The organism is Rhizobium sp. WYJ-E13 (genome assembly GCF_018987265.1).
In the GTDB taxonomy this organism is placed as follows: Bacteria; Pseudomonadota; Alphaproteobacteria; order Rhizobiales; family Rhizobiaceae; genus Rhizobium.
Genome location: NZ_CP076853.1, coordinates 1663015 through 1680336, shown reverse-complemented (window position 1 = coordinate 1680336; position 17322 = coordinate 1663015). Strand labels below are relative to the sequence as shown.

The window sequence follows — 17322 nt, the reverse complement described above, 5'->3', positions numbered from 1 at the left end:
CACGCCGGCATTCGTCACCCCAGGTTCAGTTCCTGGAAGAAGTCGTTGCCCTTGTCGTCGATGACGATGAAGGCCGGGAAGTCTTCCACTTCGATCTTCCAGACGGCTTCCATGCCGAGTTCGGGATATTCCAGCACATCGACCTTGCGGATGCAGTCCTGCGCCAGACGGGCGGCCGGGCCGCCGATCGAGCCGAGATAGAAGCCCTGATGCTTCTTGCAGGCCTCGCGCACGGCGCGCGAGCGGTTGCCCTTGGCAAGCATCACCATGGAACCGCCGAAAGACTGGAACTGGTCGACATAGCTATCCATGCGACCAGCGGTCGTCGGGCCGAACGAGCCGGAGGCGTAACCGGCAGGGGTCTTGGCCGGGCCGGCATAATAGACCGGGTGGTTCTTCATATAGTCGGGCATGCCTTCGCCCTTTTCCAGACGCTCGCGGATCTTGGCATGCGCAAGGTCGCGGGCGACGATAATCGTGCCTGACAGCGACAGGCGCGTCTTGACCGGGTGCTTGGAAAGCTCGGCGAGGATATCGGCCATCGGCTTGTTCAGATCGATGCGCACGACGGATTCGGAAAGCTTCGCCTCGTCGATATCAGGCATGTACTTGGACGGATCGGTCTCGAGCTGCTCGATGAAGATACCGTCCCGGGTGATCTTGCCCTTGGCCTGGCGGTCGGCGGAACAGGAAACGCCGAGGCCGATCGGCAGCGAGGCGCCGTGGCGGGGCAGGCGGATGACGCGCACGTCATGACAGAAATACTTGCCGCCGAACTGGGCGCCGACGCCGAGGCTCTGGGTCAGCTTGTGGATTTCCTTTTCCATCTCGATATCGCGGAAGGCGTGGCCGTTTTCGGAGCCTTCGGTCGGCAATTCGTCAAGATAGCGGGTGGAGGCGAGCTTGACGGTCTTGAGGTTCATCTCGGCCGATGTCCCGCCGATGACGATCGCCAGATGGTAGGGGGGACAGGCTGCCGTACCCAGCGTAAGGATCTTCTCCTTAAGGAAGTCCAGCATGCGGTCATGCGACAGGAGTGAGGGCGTGCCCTGGAAGAGGAAGGTCTTGTTGGCCGAGCCACCGCCCTTGGCGACAAAGAGGAAGTCGTAGCTGTCGGTACCTTCCTCATAGATATCGATCTGCGCCGGCAGATTGTTCTTGGTGTTCTTTTCCTCGAACATCTTGATGGGCGCGAGCTGCGAGTAGCGCAGGTTCTTCTTTTCATAGGCGTCGAGCACACCCTTCGAAAGGGCAGCCGTGTCACCGCCCTCGGTCCAGACGCGACGGCCCTTCTTGCCCATGATGATCGCGGTACCCGTATCCTGGCACATGGGCAGCACGCCGCCGGCGGCGATATTGGCGTTCTTCAGCAGGTCATAGGCGACGAAACGGTCGTTGTCGGTCGCTTCCGGGTCGTCGAGGATCGAAGCGAGCTGCTTCAGATGGCCGGGGCGGAGCAGATGATTGGCGTCGGCAAAGGCGGTTTCTGCGAGAAGGCGGATGCCCTCGGGATCGACGCTCAGAATCTCCTGACCCTTGAAGCTGTCGACCGAAACATAGTCGCTGCTGATCTTGCGGTAAGGAGTGGTGTCGGCGCCGAGGGGGAAGAGATCGTCAGCCAATGAAGTGACCTTTCTAGGTGGGATAGTTTGGAACCGGTCTAAATCTGGCTGGGGGCAAAATCAATCGGGAAGGATGGGGGATTGGCGGCGAAATGCCGAGGCGCTTCCGCTCCTGATCAAGAAAGGTGATGCGCCAAATCTCTGCGGCCGCTTGTGCCGTGAAAAGCAAAAAGGCCGGCACACAGCCAGCCTTCGACAGTCACGCCTTATCAGCTCACTTCGGGCTGATCATCGTCTCCGGCCGCACGATCGTGTCATATTCTTCCGACGTCACCAGCCCGCTCGCTAAGGCCTCTTCCTTCAGCGTCGTGCCGTTCTTGTGCGCCGTCTTGGCGATCTTGGCGGCGGCGTCGTAGCCGATCTTGGGCGCAAGCGCGGTCACCAGCATCAGCGAGCGTTCGAGGCCGGCCTTGATATTGTCTTCGCGGGCCTCGATGCCGACGACGCAATTGTCGGTGAAGGAGACGGCAGCGTCGCCGAGGAGTTGGACCGACTGCAGGAAGTTGTAAGCCATCATCGGATTGTAGACGTTGAGCTCGAAATGGCCCTGGCTGTCGGCGAAGGTCAGCGCGGCATTATTGCCGAAGACGTGGATGCAGACCTGCGTCAGGGCTTCGCACTGGGTCGGGTTCACCTTGCCGGGCATGATCGACGAGCCGGGCTCGTTTTCCGGCAGCGCCAGTTCGCCGAGGCCGGCGCGCGGGCCGGAGCCGAGCAGGCGGATGTCGTTGGCGATCTTGAAGAGGGCAGCGGCTGCCGCATTGATCGCGCCATGGGCGAAGACCATGGAATCATGCGAGGCGAGCGCCTCGAACTTGTTCGGCGCGGTCACGAAGGGCATGCCGGTGATGGCGGCGATCTCTTCGGCGACCTTTTCGGCAAAACCGACGGGCGCATTCAGCCCGGTGCCGACGGCGGTGCCGCCCTGGGCGAGTTCGCAGAGGCCGGGTAGGGTCATTTCGATGCGCTTGATGGCCGAGCCAACTTGTGCTGCATAGCCCGAGAATTCCTGGCCGAGAGTAAGCGGCGTCGCATCCTGCGTATGTGTGCGGCCGATCTTGATGATGTGGCTGAATTCCGTGACCTTCATGTCGAGGGCCGCATGCAGATGCTTCAGCGACGGCAGGAGGTGATGAGCGATCTGTTCGGCGCAGGCGATATGCATGGCCGTCGGGTAGGTGTCGTTCGACGACTGGCTCATATTGACGTGATCGTTCGGGTGCACCGGTTTCTTGGAACCCATGACGCCGCCCAGCATTTCTATGGCGCGATTGGAGATCACCTCGTTGGCGTTCATGTTGGACTGCGTGCCGGAACCGGTCTGCCAGACGACCAGCGGGAAATGGTCGTTCAGCTTGCCGTCGATCACTTCCTGGGCCGCATCCACGATAGATTTGCCGATGTTGGAATCGAGCTGGCCGAGCGCCATGTTGGCCCGCGCCGCCGCCTGCTTGACGATGCCGAGCGCGCGCACGATCGAGAGCGGCTGCTTTTCCCAGCCGATCTTGAAATTGCCGAGAGAACGCTGCGCCTGCGCGCCCCAATAACGATCGCTGGCGACTTCGATCGGGCCAAATGTGTCGGTTTCGGTGCGGGTGGAACTCATGGCTTCGTGCCTTCCTGTCACATGCTGTTGAGGGCAGTCTTTGGAGATGAGGGACTTATAGGGTGGAACGCTTGACAAGAAAACCGGACGCAACACGAAATATTGAAGGCAGCTCTCATGTTTTGCATCGCCAGTCAGCGTGTTTTTTCGGCCACGCCGGGAAATTAATGCGAAAAGCGACAGAAAGCGCCCTTTCTCGGACAGGAAAATTCGGTAAAAAATTAACTAATAATTTCATAATTTTGTGTGAACTGCTGCGCGGCGCTGCGTTCGACTCCGTCACACGAAGTTGAGCCTGAAAGTGCTGGCATTGCGGGCCGGTTTCTGATGAATGGGCCGCGGCCGCCGGGAATTCTGGAAGAATTGATCTGAGCCTTTTTGCTCGACAACAGCATGATACTGGAACTGGAAAACAAGATGAAGTTCGTTTTGAAAAGCGCGGTTTCCGCATTGGCACTTTCCTGCGTGATTGGCGCGGTTCCTGCGCATGCCTATACGCTGATGGACATGCTACGCGGCGACAGGGCAAGAAGTGGCCAGAGCACGATCATCATGGACCCTTCGGCGCCCATCCGCGGCAATCGCAATGGTGGTCTTGGCGGCGATATCGATCCGGAAGCCGCACTGCCGAAGGTTTCCAGCCCGCGCTATTACACCTACAAGACTGAAGCCTTGCTGCTCGTCGATACGACGAAATTTGCCGATCCTGTCGTGACCGGTGCGGTCGCCGACGTCTCGGGTGCTGCGACGACCGACGGCGCTCCGCAGCGCCATTTCCTGACGGAAGCCAAGGTTCGTGCCAATGCCGATGTCGCCAAGGCCCTGCAGGCCTATTACGGCGACGGCAAGAATCCGCTGGTCTGGGTGTCCGGCGAGGGCGTCAACGAACGCGGCAAGGCGGCCCTCAGCGTGCTTGCCGATGCCGCAAGCGTCGGCCTCGACCCGGCCGATTATGCCGTCTCCGAGCCGACGCTCGATCCGGCCAATCCGGACCCGGATGCTCGCGACCGGGCGCTGACGCAGTTCGAACTGGCGCTTTCCTCCAAGGTCCTGGCTTATGTGCAGGACACCACGCGCGGCCGCGTCGATCCCAACAAGCTGTCGGGCTACCATGATTTCCAGCGCAAGGTCGTGAAGCTCGATCCCGTGCTGAAGCTTTCCCGCCTGAGCCCTGACGTTGCGGCCTATCTCTCGAGCCGCAATCCCGACAGCACGCAGTTCCTGGCGCTGAAGGCCGAGCTTGCCAAGCTGCGCGCAGCCGACGGCGGCAATGAAGAGCGGATCACCATTTCGCTCACGTCCCTGCTGCGTCCGGGCGACAGCTCACCGGAAGTGGCCAACATCGTCAAGGCGATCCAGAAGCACGGTTCGGAAGAGCTGAGGACAGCGCATGCGGCTACCTTCTCGGCCTATACCGGCAGCAGCGACTATTCGCCCGAGATTGTGTCACTGGTCGAGGACTTCCAGAAGGAGCGCGGCTTGAAGCCTGACGGCATCATCGGCCAGGCAACCGTGCGCACCATGACCGGCGGCGATTCCAATGCCTCCAAGATCGACAAGCTCGTCGTAGCGATGGAGCAGTTGCGCTGGCTGCCCGCCGATCTCGGCCCGCGCTACGTGATGATCAACCAGCCGGCCTTCATGGCTTACTATTACAACGACTCCAAGCAGCAGCTTGCGATGCGCACCGTCGTCGGCGGCAAGAACAACCAGACCTATTTCTTCGACGACGAGATCGAAACGGTCGAGTTCAACCCGTTCTGGGGCGTGCCGCAGTCGATCATCATCAACGAGATGCTGCCGAAGCTGCGCTCCGATCCGAACTATCTGGACCAGATGGGTTATCAGGTCGAAGTCGGCGGCCGTGCCGTTCCGTCCTCCAGCGTCGACTGGTACGGCTCGACGCAGAACATCTCGGTGCGCCAGCCGCCGAGCAGCGACAATGCTCTGGGTGAACTGAAAATCCTGTTCCCGAACAGCCACGCCATCTATATGCACGACACGCCCTCGAAGAGCTTCTTCAAGCGTGACATGCGTGCGCTGAGCCACGGCTGCGTGCGCCTTTCCGATCCGCGCGCCATGGCGGCCGCCGTTCTCGGCACGACGGTCGACGATGTCGCCAAGCAGATCGCCACCGGTCAGAACCATGCCGTGAAGGTGCCTCAGAAGATCCCGGTCTATGTATCCTATTTCACCGCCTGGCCGAACAAGGACGGCGTGATCGAATATTTCGACGATGTGTATGGCCGCGATGCGTACGTGGAGAAGGCGTTTGAGGCGACGACAAAGTCGCGTGAGGCGCAGATCTGACGCCTGGCGTTTGATGAGAGTTCAAGCGGGCGGTCTTCGGGCCGCTCGTTTTCGTTTCACGAGAGATATGAGGGGGCCACGCCCGCAAACGCCTCGGCCAGATTATCAGCCCTCAAACAGCAACCTTCGCCGCAGATCCCTTCAGCAAACCTTCCACCAATTCCACCGTCAGCTCATCGAAATGCGTGATGATCACATCCGGATCGAGGCTCGCTACCGGCACATCCGAATAGCCGAATGGGACCGCAATCGCCGGCACGCCGGCATTTTTCGCGACGGCGATATCGTTGATGCTGTCGCCGACCATCACCGAGCACTCGACATCGCCGCCGGCGCGTTCGATGGTGCCGGTCAGATGCCGGGCATCGGGCTTGCGGTGTTCGAATGTATCGCCGCCGGTAATGGCCTCGAAATAATGCCTCAAGCCGAGCTTCTCCAGCAGGCTGACGGCAAGGCCTTCCAGCTTGTTCGTGCAGACGGCGAGGCGGTAGCCCGATGTCTTCAGCCGGTCCATGGCGGCGATGAGGCCGGGATAGGGCTCGGTATGGCCGGGCATGTTCGCATTATAATGGGCGACGAAACGCTCGACGAGATCAGGAACCTCCTCTGATGTCAGCGGGTGGCCCTGCAGTCTGCAGGCGCGTTCGATCATCACACGGGCACCCTGGCCGACGAGATGGGTGAGGTCGTCATAGGTAACGGGCTCGAGGTTCAGCGCTGATATCGTATAGTTCAAGCTTTCGACCAGATCGACATGGGTGTCGAGCAGCGTGCCGTCGAGATCGAAGACAACGAGTACCTTGTTCTCGGAAGGAGCTTGGCCGGCATTTTCGGGAGCGGGGGTCACGGTAGCGCCTCTTTGCGGGGTAAGATTTTCAGGGAGTAGGCGATGAACAGGCGAAAAGCAACGCCAGAACATCAGGCAGAAAAGCCGCAGCCGAAACGCGTGGCTTTCAATCGCAGGGCGATGATTTTGGCTTTCGTTTGCAATACGAGCCGTGTAAACAGCACATCCAACGCAATATCAGGAGCTGGCGGAGCATGGATGCCCGCGAAATGAAGATCAAGGCCGCCGAGGCAGCACTTGTCCACGTCGAATACGGCATGCGCCTCGGAATCGGGACGGGAAGCACGGCGGAGGAATTCGTCCGTCTGCTCGCCGAAAAGGTGGCAGCCGGTTTCAAGGTCGAGGGCGTTCCGACGTCCGAGCGCACGGCGCGGCTCTGCGTCGAACTCGGCGTTCCCCTGAAATCGCTGGACGAACTGCCGCAGCTCGATCTCACCATCGACGGCGCCGACGAGGTTGATCCGGGCCTCAGGCTCATCAAGGGCGGCGGCGGTGCGCTGCTGCGTGAAAAGATCGTCGCTGCGGCCTCGACGCGGATGATCGTCATTGCCGACGAGAGCAAGCTGGTCGATACGCTCGGCGCCTTCGCGCTGCCGATCGAGGTCAATCCATTCGGCCTCGTTTCGACGCGCATCGCGATCGAAAGGACCGCCTCGCGCCTTGGTCTCTCGGGCGAACTGACGCTGCGTCAGTCCGGCGACGGAGAGTTTACCACTGACGGAGGCCATCACATCATCGATGCATCTTTTGGCCGCATTCCTGATGCAGAGGCGCTTTCGAGGGAACTGAATTCCATACCCGGTGTCGTGGAGCACGGGCTTTTCATCAACATGGCGGCGCTTGCGATCATTGCCGGTCCTGCAGGCGCCCGTACGCTGCAGGCAAACAGATAACAGGAGCATAGAAACTCATGATGAACATTGCAGGCCTTGGCCGTCTTGCCGCTGCGACCATCGTTCTTTCCGGGCTTGCCTTCGGCTCTGCCGCAAGAGCGCAGGAAGTTTCCGAGGAGCAGTTGAAGGCTGCCCGCGCAGCCATGGACGCGATCGGCGCAACCACCCAATACGACAACATCCTGCCGGGTTTGGCCGAACGTCTGAAGGCCGGCCTCATCCAGGATTCCCCGAACTATCAGGATGTCATCACTGCAACCGTCGACAAGCAGGCGCTGGCCCTGGCTCCCCGCCGCGCCGACCTCGAAAAGGAAGCGGCTCTGACCTATGCCAAGGCTTTTACGGTCGACGAGCTGAAGGCGATCGCCGATTTCTACAATTCCGACGTCGGCAAGAAGCTGCTGCGTGACGGCCCGGTCGCCTCGCGCGAAACCGCCAAGGCTGCCGATATCTGGGCGCAGGGCATCTCCCGCGATCTGGAAAAGCAGAGCAATGCCGAACTCTCCAAGGTCATCAAGGCACCGCCGCCGGCAACCGACAGCCCTGTCGCACCGGCTCCGGCTGCAGCACCGGCCGCCCCGGCACCTGCCAAGAAGTAAGGCTAGCCTTCATTTCGACAAAAGCCCGGCTTCGTCCGGGCTTTTGTTTTTATGGCGCTGCCCTTATCTATTTGTTCTCACGCAATTCCGGACGCAGAACCGCTGCGCACTTCTGCTGGAATTGCTCTATATGTGAACGACCCGTCCAGCGATTCCTTCCGGAGATCATCATGCCATCCTTCGACTACGACCTCTTCGTCATCGGCGGCGGTTCGGGGGGAGTGCGCGGCGCGCGCGTTGCGGCCTCGCTCGGCAAGAAGGTGGCAATCGCCGAGGAATATCGCTACGGCGGCACCTGCGTGATCCGCGGCTGCGTACCGAAGAAGCTCTTCGTCTATGCCTCGCAGTTCCACGAACATTTCGAGGATGCAGCGGGCTTCGGCTGGGCGGTCGGCGAAAGCTCGTTCGACTGGAAGAAGCTGGTGGCCGCCAAGGACAATGAGATCGCGCGGCTCGAAGGGCTCTACAAGAAGGGGCTTGCCGGCGCCAATGCCGGGATCCTGGAAACCCGCGCCGAACTTGTCGATGCCCATACGATCAAGCTTCTGAAGACCGGCGAGACGGTGACCGCCAAAACCATCGTGATTGCGACCGGCGGCAGGCCGAACCCGCATCAGGCACTGCCCGGCCACGAACTCTGCATCTCCTCCAATGAGGCCTTCCATCTGGAAGAGCTGCCGAAATCGATCCTAATTGCCGGCGGCGGCTATATCGCCGTCGAATTCGCCAATATCTTTCACGGGCTCGGTGTCGAGACGACACTGATCTATCGCGGCACCGAAATCCTCTCGCGCTTCGACGAAGATCTGCGTCGCGGCCTGCACGAAGCCATGGTTGCCAAGGGCATCCGCATCCTCTGCCAGGATATAATGGAGAAGGTGACAAAGGGCGAAAATGGCCTCGTCATCGAGACGATGAAAGGCGAGACGCTCAATGCCGGTGTCGTTATGCTGGCACTCGGCCGCGATCCGAATACGAAAGGGTTGGGGCTGGAAAAGGCAGGTGTTGCGGTGAACGAGCGCGGTGCCGTCATCGTCGACAATTACTCGCGTACAAATGTTGAAAACATCTATGCACTCGGGGATGTCACCGACCGGGTACAGCTGACGCCGGTGGCGATCCACGAGGCCATGTGTTTCATCGAGACCGAGTACAAGAACAATCCGACCAAGCCGGATTACGACCTGATTCCGACCGCCGTGTTCTCACAGCCGGAGATAGGCACGGTCGGCCTTTCCGAGGAAGAGGCGGGCAAGCGCTACCAGGAGCTCGAAGTCTACCGCGCCCAGTTCCGGCCGCTGAAGGCGACGCTCTCGGGCCGGGCCGAAAAGATGATGATGAAGCTGATCGTCGATGCCGCAAGCCGCAAGGTGGTCGGCGCCCATATCCTCGGCCATGACGCCGGCGAGATGGCGCAGATCCTCGGCATCACGCTGAAGGCTGGCTGCACCAAGGACGATTTCGACCGCACCATGGCGCTCCACCCAACGGCCGCCGAAGAGCTGGTGACCATGTATGCGCCGAGCTACCGCATCCGCGACGGTCAGCGCGTCTGATCCAGAATAGAGGGCTCCCGTCGCAGTTGCTCAGCTCGTCAGGCGCGGCGTGCGGATGACTTTCAGGAACAGCGCCTTCATGGCATCGGTAATACCTTCGGTCGGCGACACCTCGAAATAAAGGCCGGGCGAGGCGCAGGCCGCCATGCGGGTCGGGATCTTGGCCTGGAAGGGCTTGATCCACGTATTGTACCAACTGTTGGTCGGCAGCGGCAGGTAGGTGGTGTAAAGCACGGCGATCTTGATGCCGCGGTCCTTGAGCTTCTGGCAGAAGGTGACGTCGATCGGTTCCTGGCAGCGCTGGCCAGTAACTGGTTCGGTACAGGTCGTCGCCTTGTAGCTGTCGCCGACACCGTCGGAGACGAAGAAGACGATTTTCTGCGCGTCGGCGGAACTCGTTCCCGAGCCGACGGAGGTGATCTTGTTGTTGAGCAGGGTCAGTGCGTTGTCGAAGCTCGTCTGGGTGTCGTTGTTATAGCCCTGCTGGGGGATGGTCATCAGGTCCAGTACATATTCGCTGTCGCCGGGCTGCGGGTTCAGCGTCTTTTCGGAAACCTTGTTGCCCACCTTGTCGAGATCGCTCGTCAACGACACCACCTCGGTCAGTCCCGCCGTTTCCGCCGCCACGCCGAAAGTATAGACGGCCATGCGGAACTGGTTGTCCGTATCGGCCTTGGCCGTCTTGGTCAGCGCCTGCGTCGCCTGGCGCACCACGTCGATGCGCATGGTGACGTTGTTCTTCTTGGCAAGCGTATAGTAGTCCTTGCCCTTGTTGGCGCCGCTTTCGTGGCAGGCGAAGGCGCATGAGGGGTTCGATTTGTTGTTCGCGGTGAGATTGACCATTTTGGTGACATCGGCGGGCGTGGCGCCGACGCCCATCGAAGGCGTGTTGTCGAGCAGGATGTAGAAGTCCATGAAGGAGGCGGTCTGGTATTCCGCCGTCGCGGTGCCGCTGATATCGACGCTGTCCTTGCCGAAGATCCGCATGAACGAGGTCGGCATCGTTGCCTTGAAGGTAACCTGCGAATGCAGTTTGTTGGCGGTCTTGGTGACGTCTATCCTGGTGTCGACGTTGAGTTCGGCAAGCTCCGGGGACATCTGCCCGAAGAAGATGTCGTGCGCCTCGGTCTGGCCGACGGCGATGGTGCCGTCCTGCAGCATGCTTGTCGCGGCCGCGGCGGCGCTCGATTTCTGAGAGACGGCGCCGACCGCCGCGGCGTCGGCAGCCGCGTAAAGCTCACTGCGGAGACTCAAGGCATGGGAAAAATCGATTGCAAGGCCCGCCGCTCCGACCAGCGGCACGACCAGCAGTGCCGTCATGATACCGAAATTCCCAGACCGGTCCGAAAGGAATGCGGACGAAAGGATACTCATGCTGAAGCCCTAATTTATTAGGGTATCCTGTACATAAGAAATCTAAATTAGCTGAAAAATAGCATGGTATATATCACCTTAACGCCAGTTTCGATGCACGACTAGGCAAGGGAAGCCGAAAGGTTTATAAGCCGCCGCATTCTTTAACGGGCAGGCATTCGGGGTAAGCCGGATGGGGAAGCAGATGAGTGACATGGCACAGAATTGGACCCCGAGCAGCTGGCGGAGCAAGCCAATCCAGCAGGTTCCGGAATATCCCGATGCGGCCGCTCTGGCGGCAACGGAAGCCACGCTTGCCAGCTATCCGCCGCTCGTTTTTGCCGGTGAAGCCCGCCGCCTGAAGAGTGCACTTGCCAATGTGGCCGAGGGCAACGCCTTCCTGCTGCAGGGCGGCGACTGCGCCGAGAGCTTCCTCGAGCATGGCGCCGACAATATCCGCGACTTCTTCCGCGCCTTCCTGCAGATGGCCGTCGTGCTGACCTTCGGCGCGCAGCTTCCGGTCGTGAAGGTCGGGCGCATCGCCGGCCAGTTCGCCAAACCGCGCTCCGCACCGATGGAAACGCAGAACGGTGTGTCGCTGCCAAGCTATCGCGGCGATATCGTCAACGGTATCGAATTTACGCCGGAATCCCGCATTCCGAGCCCAGAACGCCAGCTCGACGCCTACCGGCAGTCGGCCGCAACGCTGAACCTTTTGCGCGCCTTCGCGATGGGCGGCTATGCCAACCTCGACAACGTGCACAAGTGGATGCTCGGCTTCGTCAAGGACAGCCCGCAGGGCGAGCGCTACCGCAAGCTTGCCGACCGCATCAGCGAAACCATGGATTTCATGAAGGCGATCGGCATCACCTCGGACAATAATCCGAGCCTGCGCGAGACCGATTTCTTCACCAGCCACGAAGCGCTGCTGCTCGGCTATGAAGAGGCGATGACGCGTGTCGACTCCACATCCGGCGACTGGTACGCGACCTCGGGCCACATGCTGTGGATCGGCGACCGCACGCGCCAGCTCGACCACGCGCATGTCGAATATTTCCGCGGCATCAAGAATCCGATCGGCTTGAAGTGCGGCCCGTCGCTGCAGCCTGACAACCTGATCGAGCTGATCGACGTGCTGAACCCGGCCAACGAAGCCGGCCGCCTGACGCTGATCTGCCGTTTCGGCCATGACAAGGTGGCCGACAGCCTGCCGAAGCTCATCCGCGCCGTCGAGCGCGAGGGCAAGAAGGTTGTCTGGTCCTGCGATCCGATGCACGGCAACACGATCACGCTCAACAGCTACAAGACGCGCCCCTTCGAGCGGATCCTCTCGGAAGTCGAAAGCTTCTTCCAGATCCATCGCGCCGAAGGCACGCATCCGGGCGGCATCCATATCGAGATGACCGGCAAGGACGTCACCGAATGCACCGGCGGCGCCCGCGCCGTCACCGCCGAAGACCTGCAGGACCGCTACCACACCCATTGCGACCCGCGCCTCAACGCCGACCAGGCGCTGGAGCTGGCCTTCCTGCTGGCTGAGCGCATGAAGGGCGGCCGCGACGAGAAGCGGATGGCTGCCAGCGCGTAAGGCGGGTGAGTAGCGAATAGATTGAGAAGCCCGGCGCGTACCGGGCTTCTTTTTTTTCAAGGATCACCACTCGCCCGTTCTCATATTCGGTACGCATAAGCCTCTTGTGGCCACACCGCACGCGCTGTATGCAAGACGCATGACCCGTGTATCGACCCTTTCCGGCCTGTATTACGCGCTGCTCACATAGAGCGGCGACGGTCATTTATTTGACACCCGAAACGCCGCATGGTCGGCGGCGTCGTGTTTCAGCAAAAGGTCTCCGGCCTGATCGGCCCCCATGGAGACCTTTATGAGCATCAATTTTCAATCATCCACCCGGCTTCGATCGGACTTCCTGCGCGTTCTCTCGGAGCGTGGCTTCATCCAGCAATGCACCGATATCGAAGCGCTCGATAGCTGGCTCAGCGCCGGGATCGGCACCGCCTATAACGGCTTCGACCTGACGGCCGACAGTCTGCATGTCGGGCATCTCATCCCCATCATGATGCTGCGCTGGTTCCAGAAGACCGGTAACCGACCGATCGCACTGATGGGCGGCGCCACGACGCGGCTCGGTGATCCGAGCTTTCGCGATATGTCGCGTCCCTTGCTCAGCGAAGAGCAGATCGCTGGCAATCTGGTCGGCATCCGGCGCATTTTCGAACGGTTCCTGAGCTTCGGTGACGGGCCGACAGATGCGCTCATGGTCAACAATGCCGATTGGCTTGGTAGACTCAAATACCTGGATTTCCTGCGCGATGTCGGCTCGCATTTCTCAGTCAACCGCATGCTGACATCCGAAAGCGTGCGCCAGCGGCTGGAGCGGGAGCAGTCGCTCTCGCTGCTCGAATTCAACTACGTGGTCATGCAGGGCTATGACTTTCACGTGCTTGCCGAAACGCATGGCTGCCTGCTGCAGCTCGGCGGTTCGGACCAATGGGGCAATATCCTCAGCGGCGTGGAATTCGGGCGGCGTGCCGGCGGGCGAACGCTCTTCGGATTGACGGCGCCGTTGCTCACGACCGCCTCGGGCGCGAAGATGGGCAAGACTGCAGCGGGTGCCGTGTGGCTGAATGCCGATCGGCTGTCGCCCTATGAATTCTGGCAGTTCTGGCGCAATAGCTGGGATGCCGATGTCGGTCGCTTCATGCGGCTCTTCACCGAGTTGCCGCTCGACGAGATCGCGCGTCTGGAAGCGTTGCGCGGCTCCGAGATCAATGTCGCGAAGAAAGTGCTTGCGGATGAGGTGACACGGCTCTGCCATGGCGAGGAAGCGGCAGAGGACGCCTCCGAGACCTCGCGTCGCATGTTCGAAGAGGGCGAGGCGGCGGCCGGTCTGCCGACCGTCGCGGTGAGCAGCGCGCTCTTGCGCGGCGGACTTGCGCTACCGGATGCACTTGTCATGGCCGGACTCGCCAGGTCGAAGAGCGAAGCACGCCGGCTGATCCTTGGCGGCGGCGTGCGGATCAACAGCCGCGCTGTCCCCGACGAGACCATGCAGCTCGGTCGTGCGGATATGGAGAACGGCGTCATCCGCCTGTCGGTCGGCAGGAAGAAGCATGTCCTGTTGCAGCCGGAACCGTGATGCCGGCAGGGGCGGGCTCCATTCGTCATCGCCGACAGCGTGATGAACGGAACCCGCTCACCGATGCTACAGGGAATGACGCTGACGGAAATGGTGCTGCAGGAAGGATTGGGCCTTGAGGAAGCTCCATGTGCGCGGGGCACCTGGCAGAAAATCGTCGTCATTCAGGATGTCGCTCAGCGGTGACGCGAAGAGTTCGGCGGCCTCGTTGCGATCTGGCGCGTGATGGGCGCCGTCGAGGATCTCGGCGGCGCTAGAGCGGCTTTCGGTCAGCAGGAAGAGTTCCGGATGGCAGAAGACCGGATCATAGGCGAGGCCAATTGCGAAGGACTCCGACCGGTCGAGATCAGTGACGGCGATTTCCTCGGCGAGTTCACGGGCGGCTTCTTCGAAGAGATCGGTCTCTTCGCCTGCCGCGGGCTCGGCATAACCGCCGACGAGATAGAGGGCGCCGGGGTTCTGTTCGGCGGTGAGGCTTCGTCTGGTGAGGATCACCTGCTGGTCCGCAGTGATCAGGACGACCGTGAGCCCAAGCGGGTCGGCGCGCTCGGCCTGCGGGTGCTCCTCGGCAAAGCCAGCATGGCGGGTCACCACGTAAGCGGAAAAGCATGTGCCGTTTGCGGTGATGGTCAGCCGGCCATTCTCGATGCCATAGGCAGCCATGCGCAGGAGCCGGCCGTCAAAGGCGGCGGGATGTCTGGCAAGGAAGCGATCCCAGCCGGATTTCCGTTCTGCCTCGACTATTTCGGAAAGCGCAAATTCTCCCGCAAGGCGGCAATGAATCTGGTCGACGGGGATGCTGAATGCTTCATCTGCCGGCATCATCAGTGCATTGCCTTTCTCAGCAATTCGATGGTCTCGCTCACGGATGGTCCCTGGATCGGCGGCGGCTCGGCCCGCTCGCAGAATTCCCGCCAGATGAAGAAGGTCATTTCCGCGCCATCGGTCGGGGTTTCGCCGGGGCCTTCGGCAAAGGTCCGGAGCAGACGGTAGCGTTCGTCCTGCCAGAACAGCGCTTCCACCCAGTCATAGACGGGGATGATATGAAAATGGATCGGGTAACCCGGCATGTGACCGTATCGGCCGATATAGACGCGTTTTGCGCCGAGGACCGCGCCAAGAGCTTTCTGCGCTTTCGCCAATAGCGGGCCGAGTTCGCCGAGCGCTTCGGGTGATAATTCGGAGAGGTCATTGGTAAAGCTTCGGGAACTGACCATGAGATAGCCGGGCAGGGCGGAATTGATGCGATGGTTCACAAGCCAGTCGGTCGTTTCGCATACATGGAATTGCTCGGGAATTTCCAAGGACTGCGTCTCCATCGCACGCGGGGGCAGCCGCGCGGATTCGCACAGTGGCTGAAGATGAGGTGCTTCGGCAAGGGCAAGGGGAGGTGACATTGATCTGTTGTCGGGGCAGATTGCGGGCGTATCAAAGGGAAATGTTATTGACTGATATTGCATGCGCCATCTTCTGGCGGGAAGGCCGCGTTCTGCTGGTCAGGCGGGCAGGCCACAAAGAGCGCTTTCCCGATTGCTGGGATCTCGTCGGCGGCCATGTCGAGCCGGGCGAAAGTGCGGAGGCGGCCATGCTGCGCGAGGCAAAAGAGGAGATCGGGCTGACGCCATTGCGGTTTCGCAAAGTCGCTGAACACCCTGAGCAGGATACCGTCTTTCATCTCTTTCTGGTGAGCGAATGGCAGGGCGGAGAGCCCGTTCTGCTTGGCGACGAACATACGGCGATGCAGTGGGTCACGCGTGATGAGGCCGCATCACTGGACGATATGGGGCACCCGCAATGGTGTGCGATATTTGGCGAGCTTCAGGAATAGTCTCTGCTTGGTGATACGCATCGACACCCAGCCGTCGACGGGACACAACACATATTAATATACCTATGTTTAAAACGCGAACCGGATCCGCCCATGAACCCGGTCCGCATTTCCTTACATACTCGTTGCGAGGTTCCAGTTATAGACGCAGCGATCGAGGCCGATGGCGATCTCCAGTACGAGGACGTCTTGCTCCACCGCCGGCCCCTTTCTCGGCTGTGTCCTGCAGCGCTCGGGAAAATCCGTGCGGCGCGAGATCGAGCAGACTTCCATCCACTTGTCGCCGTTATCCACCTCCACATCGACCGTCGTCTCGGAATAGGCCGGCAGCCGGTCGGAAGGCACGATGCGGGTCGGCAGCGGGATGAGCGCGGCGATCATGCGGCGCACCGGCTCCAGCGAAGCGGCGTGATAGTCGTTGCCGCTATCGGCCGTATAGGCGCACTGGAATTCCAGCTGCCAGAACTCCTTCAGGCGCATGTGCTTGGTCGGCTGCTCCTGCTCGCGGCGATAGGAGCGGCCTGCCTGCCAGACGCAGAGCGGCAGACGCGTTCTCGAATGATTGCTGAGCATATGCCGCATGTAGACGTAGGTTGAAGGTGTCGTTTCCGGCCGCAGCACCAGCGGCGCGTCGCTGTCGGTCAGTTGCTCCTGAACCCAGATATCGGCGTGTGTATAGGCGTCCGAGACGAGAGCACGCGGCGTCAGCGCCGGAGCCTCGACCCTTCTGATATCCCATGCCGGGTTTGTGGAGCGGAGGAAGCTGCGCACTTCCTCTGAGAAGAAGCGGACCATATGGTCGCGCATGTTGATTTCGCGCTCTTCCCAGTGGACGAGCGAATTGACATTGAAAAGATTGAGCACGGTGCCTGTCTCCTGGCAGCCCTAAGATTATGGTGGGCGCTTTACGTCCAGCAGTTCGCCGGACGCATCAGGCATCCGGACGTTACGACTGGACGCGGAGACCTCGTCCGCCGAAAGCGCGCAGAACGGCAACCTGCAGGCAGGTGCGGTCATGACGGGAGATGGGCGCGCTATTGGAGCTCATGGCAGATTTCGTAAACGCAGGGCGGACGCTTGTCAAACAGGCTATCACGTTGCGTCAGTCGTCGGTCCATGTATCCTGGCAGCATGAGCGACCTGGATTTGGACCATATTGTTAGAGAACTTGCAGCCCGCGAGCCGATCTTCCACCGGCGGGAATTCGGCACGTCGCGGGCCGACCTCGAGCGGATGACCGATGACATTTTTTGGGAAATCGGTGCGAGCGGGAGAGTCTATCAGCGCGGCTACGCCATCGAAACATCGCTTGCGCGCTACGAGAACGGGCCGGAGCCGCATGAGTGGCCCTGCCGGGATTTCACCATTACGGTGCTCGCAGACGGGCTCTTCCTTCTCTCCTACATACTCGAAGAGCCGCAACGCCTAACGCGCCATTCGACCATCTGGCGCCGGGCGGAAGAAGACTGGAAGATCGTCTTCCATCAGGGCACACCAATAGGATGAGCCGACTGAGCGTCGGTCATTATTGCACCAATACCGACCGCTGGCAG

At 60.7% G+C, this 17322-nt stretch carries 15 protein-coding genes; 8 read left to right on the top strand and 7 right to left on the bottom strand.

Going from position 1 to position 17322, the window contains the following annotated elements; all coding sequences use genetic code 11:
• Positions 1-14: 14 nt before the first annotated feature.
• Together KQ933_RS08410 and fumC are read right to left on the bottom strand one after the other, a co-directional pair.
• Entirely contained in the window at positions 15-1646 is a 1632-nt protein-coding gene (locus tag KQ933_RS08410; RefSeq protein WP_367882516.1) for a fumarate hydratase, read from the bottom strand.
• Positions 1647-1836: 190 nt separating this feature from the next.
• Positions 1837-3228, bottom strand: a complete 1392-nt coding sequence (fumC, locus tag KQ933_RS08405; RefSeq protein WP_216758346.1) for a class II fumarate hydratase — start codon at positions 3226-3228, stop codon at positions 1837-1839.
• Positions 3229-3645: 417 nt separating this feature from the next.
• On the opposite strand from fumC, the gene KQ933_RS08400 reads away from it, so the two are divergent.
• A complete protein-coding gene (locus KQ933_RS08400; RefSeq protein ID WP_216758345.1) occupies positions 3646-5538 on the top strand; it encodes a murein L,D-transpeptidase in 1893 nt (630 codons plus the stop codon).
• Between the two features lie 112 nt (positions 5539-5650).
• Here the strand turns inward: KQ933_RS08400 and KQ933_RS08395 are convergent, their stop codons facing one another.
• Complete coding sequence (locus KQ933_RS08395) at positions 5651-6385, bottom strand: HAD family hydrolase (protein ID WP_253958288.1); 735 nt, start codon at positions 6383-6385, stop codon at positions 5651-5653.
• Positions 6386-6579: 194 nt separating this feature from the next.
• Here KQ933_RS08395 and rpiA point away from each other — a divergent pair, with 194 nt between their 5' ends.
• The 3 genes from rpiA (at position 6580) to gor (ending at position 9433) form a co-directional block, all read left to right on the top strand.
• Positions 6580-7278, top strand: a complete 699-nt coding sequence (gene rpiA, locus KQ933_RS08390) for a ribose-5-phosphate isomerase RpiA (RefSeq protein WP_216758343.1) — start codon at positions 6580-6582, stop codon at positions 7276-7278.
• A 17-nt stretch (positions 7279-7295) separates the two neighbouring features.
• Positions 7296-7877, top strand: a complete 582-nt coding sequence (locus tag KQ933_RS08385; protein WP_216758341.1) for a DUF2059 domain-containing protein — start codon at positions 7296-7298, stop codon at positions 7875-7877.
• Between the two features lie 170 nt (positions 7878-8047).
• Positions 8048-9433 carry a glutathione-disulfide reductase gene (gene gor / locus KQ933_RS08380; protein ID WP_216758339.1) on the top strand — a complete coding sequence of 462 codons (1386 nt, stop codon included), beginning with the start codon at positions 8048-8050 and terminating at the stop codon, positions 9431-9433.
• A 30-nt stretch (positions 9434-9463) separates the two neighbouring features.
• Here gor and KQ933_RS08375 read toward each other — a convergent pair whose 3' ends face one another.
• Positions 9464-10807 (bottom strand): pilus assembly protein TadG-related protein, encoded by a 1344-nt coding sequence (locus tag KQ933_RS08375; RefSeq protein WP_216758337.1) that lies wholly within the window; start codon positions 10805-10807, stop codon positions 9464-9466.
• 193 nt (positions 10808-11000) lie between these two features.
• On the opposite strand from KQ933_RS08375, the gene KQ933_RS08370 reads away from it, so the two are divergent.
• Both KQ933_RS08370 and tyrS read left to right on the top strand, forming a co-directional pair.
• Positions 11001-12374: a class II 3-deoxy-7-phosphoheptulonate synthase gene (locus KQ933_RS08370; protein ID WP_216758842.1), complete on the top strand. Its 1374-nt coding sequence runs from the start codon at positions 11001-11003 to the stop codon at positions 12372-12374.
• Between the two features lie 292 nt (positions 12375-12666).
• On the top strand, positions 12667-13941 hold the full coding sequence (gene tyrS, locus KQ933_RS08365; RefSeq protein ID WP_253958287.1) for a tyrosine--tRNA ligase: 1275 nt from the start codon (positions 12667-12669) through the stop codon (positions 13939-13941).
• 66 nt (positions 13942-14007) lie between these two features.
• On the opposite strand, the gene KQ933_RS08360 is transcribed toward tyrS, so the two are convergent.
• Complete coding sequence (locus KQ933_RS08360) at positions 14008-14766, bottom strand: NUDIX domain-containing protein (protein WP_216758334.1); 759 nt, start codon at positions 14764-14766, stop codon at positions 14008-14010.
• Positions 14766-15245 carry an HIT family protein gene (locus KQ933_RS08355; protein WP_216758332.1) on the bottom strand — a complete coding sequence of 160 codons (480 nt, stop codon included), beginning with the start codon at positions 15243-15245 and terminating at the stop codon, positions 14766-14768. Before KQ933_RS08355 ends, KQ933_RS08360 begins: the two co-directional genes overlap by 1 nt.
• A gap of 140 nt (positions 15246-15385) precedes the next feature.
• Here KQ933_RS08355 and KQ933_RS08350 point away from each other — a divergent pair, with 140 nt between their 5' ends.
• Complete coding sequence (locus tag KQ933_RS08350; RefSeq protein WP_216758330.1) at positions 15386-15769, top strand: NUDIX hydrolase; 384 nt, start codon at positions 15386-15388, stop codon at positions 15767-15769.
• Positions 15770-15883: 114 nt separating this feature from the next.
• Here the strand turns inward: KQ933_RS08350 and KQ933_RS08345 are convergent, their stop codons facing one another.
• Entirely contained in the window at positions 15884-16633 is a 750-nt protein-coding gene (locus KQ933_RS08345; RefSeq protein WP_216758328.1) for an aminoacyl--tRNA ligase-related protein, read from the bottom strand.
• 282 nt (positions 16634-16915) lie between these two features.
• Between KQ933_RS08345 and KQ933_RS08340 the strand changes: the two genes are divergently transcribed.
• The gene (locus KQ933_RS08340; protein ID WP_253958286.1) at positions 16916-17275 is read left to right on the top strand and encodes a DUF4440 domain-containing protein; all 360 of its coding nucleotides are present in this window, start codon (positions 16916-16918) and stop codon (positions 17273-17275) included.
• Positions 17276-17322 lie beyond the last annotated feature (47 nt).